The 5,139-nt window shown below is 41.1% G+C and carries 5 protein-coding genes; 1 reads left to right on the top strand and 4 read right to left on the bottom strand.

What is annotated here, in order from left to right:
- Nucleotides 1–42: 42 nt before the first annotated feature.
- Nucleotides 43–402, bottom strand: a complete 360-nt coding sequence (locus ACEW8S_RS17405; protein ID WP_373519388.1) for an iron chaperone — start codon at nucleotides 400–402, stop codon at nucleotides 43–45.
- 221 nt (nucleotides 403–623) lie between these two features.
- Between ACEW8S_RS17405 and ACEW8S_RS17400 the strand changes: the two genes are divergently transcribed.
- Nucleotides 624–1,496 (top strand): GNAT family N-acetyltransferase, encoded by an 873-nt coding sequence (locus ACEW8S_RS17400; protein WP_373519387.1) that lies wholly within the window; start codon nucleotides 624–626, stop codon nucleotides 1,494–1,496.
- A 240-nt stretch (nucleotides 1,497–1,736) separates the two neighbouring features.
- Here the strand turns inward: ACEW8S_RS17400 and ACEW8S_RS17395 are convergent, their stop codons facing one another.
- The 3 genes from ACEW8S_RS17395 to ACEW8S_RS17385 form a co-directional block, all read right to left on the bottom strand.
- On the bottom strand, nucleotides 1,737–3,245 hold the full coding sequence (locus tag ACEW8S_RS17395; protein WP_373519386.1) for an aspartate aminotransferase family protein: 1,509 nt from the start codon (nucleotides 3,243–3,245) through the stop codon (nucleotides 1,737–1,739).
- 710 nt (nucleotides 3,246–3,955) lie between these two features.
- Nucleotides 3,956–4,603: an SCO family protein gene (locus ACEW8S_RS17390; RefSeq protein WP_373519385.1), complete on the bottom strand. Its 648-nt coding sequence runs from the start codon at nucleotides 4,601–4,603 to the stop codon at nucleotides 3,956–3,958.
- 3 nt (nucleotides 4,604–4,606) lie between these two features.
- The coding region (locus ACEW8S_RS17385) for a tetratricopeptide repeat protein (protein WP_373519384.1) at nucleotides 4,607–5,139 on the bottom strand (533 nt) is incomplete at its 5' end.

Genomic DNA, 5,139 nt, shown 5'->3' with positions numbered 1-5,139 from the left:
CCCTGTCCAAAAACCTATCAACAACCTTTGGATGTATCATATTCATTGTATTTCATTGATTTTTGCTTGTCTCTTTAGAATTTTTAGTATTACGGCGTTCGGTACTTTTTGGCCGAACTTGATCTGTATGGTCTTTTTTCCAGTTTTATACCCCTTCCCCGCAAGGATTTTACGGTCTTCGCTTTGTAGCGCATCCACGCCAAAACTAACATGGTGCCTTGCCACGGAAAATCCGGCGAGAATACCATGGTATTTGTATATGGGCACGTTCCAGCTTATGCCTTCTTCCGCTTCCGGAACGGTCGATGTTATGATTTTCCGGAGTTCCTCCATTATGGGGCGTGCTTCCGGGTTTGCATTGACAATGTAGGCCTCTACCTCTTTTGGCTTAGACTTTTCCATTTATATATCGATTGTGATCAGCTTTTTACTGACAGGTCTATTCTTCCAACTGGTACAAAAGTACCATTTCAAGAGAAAAAGTGCTACTCTAATTTTACATTGCCCCAGCGGTTACTACAGAGCGACTTATAAAGTTTCCGGTTGATGGCGTTCCTTTTCAAGTAATAATGTCGCTTGACTATAGGCCCATTGCAACAGGTGGAATGTACCAATGCGTCAGAATGCTAAATCGTGACTCAAGATTAAAAATTTATGAACATTGGATGGCCTTGGTCTATGTTAAAAATGAATATCGCAACAAAGGTTTTGGTGCATTGCTTTGTGAAAAAAATCAGAATATTGGAAAAGAAAGGGGACTAAAGGAAATTTTCTTGTTCACCTCAACTGTAGAATCACTTTACACCCGACTTGGCTGGCAACTTTTGGAAAGACTTAAATCAGGAGGCAGGATTATGCAATTGTTCCATGACAAAGTGCTCCTGTTTTATTATGTGCCCGCCATTTTAAATATTATGTCGCACATACTTGTACTTTGTTTTTGTTCAAGATTTTCTTTCCGGGTTGCGCTTTGGTCGTCAATGGCAATGGGCCTGCTTTCCGTATCGACCACTCTTTTCGTTATTATCCCTATTCAAAATGATTTACCAACGCTGGGTTTGACGCCTGAAATCAATTCCAAACTATTGATGTATGCACTATTTTTTCAAGTGTTGCCGGCAGCGCTTCAAGTAATGATCGCTATCGGAATTTTGAACAACCACTTGAAAGGCACCACCTTAATTGGGCGATTATTGTTTATGGCCGTTTTTTTTCTGTCGGTATATTCATTGGGGACATTTTACATGGAAAGTATGGTTGGCTATCCGATGTGGCTATTGATCGACCCTTCCGATTGGTTGGCTACCCGTGAGGCAATTGGCCTAAACATCCCGGCTTTTGTATGGGTGTTTCTTATCCCTTTTTACTTACCGCTACCCTTATTGGTTCCAATGTTGTGGAAACGACCGAACGGTATTCCCAAGTATCCGGTCTTGATGATGTTGTTTTCAATACTTTGGATTTTTATGGTAACAGCTGTTTATTTCGTTCCCTAAATCCAATTAAAACTGGCCGTTGGATATTCAAGGGCGTTGATCGAAGATTTGAATACGTATGATTTCCCATTAAGAGGGATACCTTGCCTAATTTATTTAAGTGCAGTTTGTTATATGTTTATCAAGGTAAGGCGAACAAGAAAGGGCTATGAAAGCCCAATTCAATAGATTAAATACAATACCCCCTTAAATGTCAAATGATGAACAATTCAGTTTTAGATGTGATCGTTTACCATATTTTTACATTTTCATCGCGGGCCTTTTTTCCTGAAGCTTTTGGTGCATCTTTTTGCCTTCCCTGACTATGGTTTCTATAATCTCCGCTATGTCTTTTTTTGAAGTCCTAAAATTTACAATACACCCTCGCAAGCAATATTTTTCCTTAACAATGGCATTCGATAAGAACACTTCGCCTGCATGCTGCAATTCATCTAACAACGCCTCATTTAGGGTGTTTAGATAGGCTTCCATATTTTTAGTATTCAGGGTATGGTCCAAAGGAACATATCGTAAGGTCGTAATACTTAAGTTTTGTGTAACCGCTTCCAGTTCTGGATGGTTTTCGGCCAGTTCAAATAACAATTTTGATAGCTCAATATCTTCCCCAATCATTTTAATATACCCGCTTCTTCCTACCTGCTGTAATACGAGCCAAACCTTTAGTGCCCTAAAGCCCCGAGAATTTTGAAGCCCGTATTCGTAATAATTTTGGGCAAGCCCCTCTTCATTTTTACTAAAATTGTAATATTCGGGATGGGAACTATAGGTATCGACAAGATGTTTCGGGTTTTTTACCAAGGTACAGCCCGCCTCGAGCGGACTATACAACCACTTATGTGGGTCGAGGGCAATCGAATCTGCGTCCCTAATTCCGTCAAAAAGCCCTTTTAAATCGGGAACAACAGCTGCAGGTACACCGTATGCACCGTCCACATGAAACCATAATCTATACGTTTTGCAAATAGAGGCGATTGCCTTAAGATTATCCACAGTCCCGGTACTTACATCCCCTGCGGTACCTATCACCAAAAAGGGCCTTTTTCCTTTTTTTATATCATCCGCTATGGTGAGTGCTAAAAGTTCATTGTTCATTTTGTTGTCTGCATCGGTCGGTATCCAACGAATAGATCGGGCGCCATGACCAAACAAAACGGCAGCTTTTTCAATCCAGGTATGGGTTGTTTTTGAGCAATATAGGATCATTTCGGCTGGAGCCTTCATTAGACCATTTTTTTTAAGGCTTTTGGGTGTCTTGGCCGTTCTTGCCGCTAAAAAAGCGGTAAAATTCGCCATATTCCCACCACTGACCAAGATGCCACCATAACTTGGCGAAACACCGATAAATTCGGCCAGCCATTTCACCGTCTGCTTTTCGATCTCAGTAGCAATGGGGCTCAATATCTGTGCGCCGACATTTGGGTTGACAGCGGTGGCCAACAAATCCGCCAGCATACCGATCGGGGCGGGGGATGAAGTAATATATCCCAAAAATTTTGGATGGCCGTTAAATAGGGAATGGTCAAGCAATAATCTGGAAGTTCTGGAAAGTATTTCCGCAGCAGGTGACCCTTTTTCAGGCAATGGGAAGTCTCCCACTATTTTTTGAATTTGTTTCGGGGACTCGCCGGGTGTCACAGGTTTTTCCCCGATGGTATCAATTAAATTGGAAATTGTATCGATCAGTTGGTAGCCAATTTTTCTGAATTCCTCTTTGCCAATTTCGATGGGGGCCTCTCTATTTTTTGCCATGCTTTATGATTTTGCCCCACGTACGCCCAACAGTTTGGCGCAGTATGTTGTGGGAGATTTTTCTGTCATTTATTTTTAAACTTTTTTAGCTACGGTATAAACTCGCTGATCACCAAGGTTAAATTCGGTTTTTGAAGGCGAGCTATAGGTCGCAATTGTAAAAATTGGTCAAATAAGGCTCAATGTTGCCGGTATCACTAAACCTGCAAAGAAATACCGCTAATTTTTTATTTTCCATTTTGATATTCTTTCGATTCCTGCCATTAGGAATAAAAGTTGGAAAGCTCGGTAAAAGCGAATAAACGCCCCGTGCTTAATAATTGATCGGATAGATTTTTTAGGTCCCAGTCAATTTCTGTTCCCTGCATTAAATTATTGGAACTCTTAAAATTAAGGAAAAGCTGCAGATCTATATTCGTTTTGGATTCCATGGCATCATTTATTTGGTTGACTTTTCTTTGAGACTGTTTTTTATAGTGTTCCGTCCCAATATGGTTCGGATGTCTAGTTTCTTTTCACTACTAAAGCTACTACCACTTTTTAAGGGTTGATAACAGTTTTGCGCAATTGGGGGAGAATTGTGTGTATTTTGCAGTTTGCCCCACGATAAGTCTGTAAAGCGTTCTGCTAATTCTGTCGAATTGTAATGAAGTAACATTATGGCCCTGTGAGTCTGGAGTTTGGGTTCTTCGGGAAGGATGTACCAATACTTAATTCTGTAAAATCTTAATATCCCCCATTAAACGTTGTATTTCCCCGTCATCGGTGCCGTTGTAAATGCCCCTTATTTGTTTTTTCCTATCTATCAATATGAAATTTGGGGTATGCATAAAATCCTGTAATCCACCATCGCCTTGTTCCACAACGACAAAATAACTTTTGCGTGCCAATTCATAGATATGTTTTTTGCCGCCCGTCGTAATGTTCCATTTTGAATCCAAAGCACCTTTGTTATCCGCATATTCACGTAGCACGGGAACGCTGTCCATTTCTGGGGTCACCGAAATGGACAGGAGCATCACCTCGTTGTTATTCAAAAAGGTCTTTTGAAGTTTGACCATATTACCGGTCATAACGGGACAAATGCTCGGGCAGCGGGTAAAGAAGAAATCAACGACATAGATTTTGTCCCGATACTCATTTTGGGTAATTGTTTTTCCGTTTTGATTGATCAGTTCAAAATCGGAAACGGTATGGTTTTTATCTGTACCGTGCATACTTTTATCGACCAAAGCTGGATTGAGATCCGAGGGATTATAGACAGGTAATTGCTTTTCCGACCTTTGATCGCAGGCTAAAATAAACACTGCAACCATGGTAAAAGTGTACTGTTTTCCCTTTAGGAATTTTAGATCCATTATTCAGGTTGCTATTTTGTTACGCCCTAAAAACGCTTTCGCCTCAATTATTTCTGGCCTATCGTTATTGGAGTTTTCGGCTAGCTTTACCAATTTTTCAAAATATTTCCTTGCCATTTCCCGATTTCCCGATTGCTTTGCGGCAATGGCCGCCCCGTAGATACCATTAAACCTATTGGGATGCAGTTTCAAGTCGATTTCATAGCACTCCAAGGCCTCCTGAGGTTTATCCATCTCCAAAAATAGATCACCTAAAAGTTCTCTTGCCGGCAAGACTTCACCCGGAGTTACAGGGGGTTTGGCGGTATTTTCTTCCATATCGGTAGCTTCGGCCATGTAGGCTATCGCTTGCCTGGTATTGCCCTTTGCCATAGATATCCAAGCTTGCGATGCCTTGATTTGGATCAACACCTGTTTCGCTTTGTATTCATCCTTTATATTCACTAATTGCTCATGTAAGGATTGAAGCGTATCCGCCTCTTTTTCTGCGGATACAATATCCCCGGAACGAGCGGAAGCCAATAGCTCTGGCAAAA

It is taken from the genome of Pricia sp. (genome assembly GCF_041745955.1).
In the GTDB taxonomy this organism is placed as follows: Bacteria; Bacteroidota; Bacteroidia; order Flavobacteriales; family Flavobacteriaceae; genus Pricia.
Note: the sequence above shows the minus strand (reverse complement) of the source record. Positions and strands in the feature narration are given on the sequence as shown.

Bases quoted from the DNA above. Each gene is read 5' to 3' on its own strand.
- ACEW8S_RS17395 (WP_373519386.1), bottom strand. From the start codon at position 3,245: ATGGCAAAAAATAGAGAGGCCCCCATCGAAATTGGCAAAGAGGAATTC.
- ACEW8S_RS17400 (WP_373519387.1), top strand. From the start codon at position 624: ATGCTAAATCGTGACTCAAGATTAAAAATTTATGAACATTGGATGGCC.
- ACEW8S_RS17390 (WP_373519385.1), bottom strand. From the start codon at position 4,603: ATGGATCTAAAATTCCTAAAGGGAAAACAGTACACTTTTACCATGGTT.
- ACEW8S_RS17405 (WP_373519388.1), bottom strand. From the start codon at position 402: ATGGAAAAGTCTAAGCCAAAAGAGGTAGAGGCCTACATTGTCAATGCA.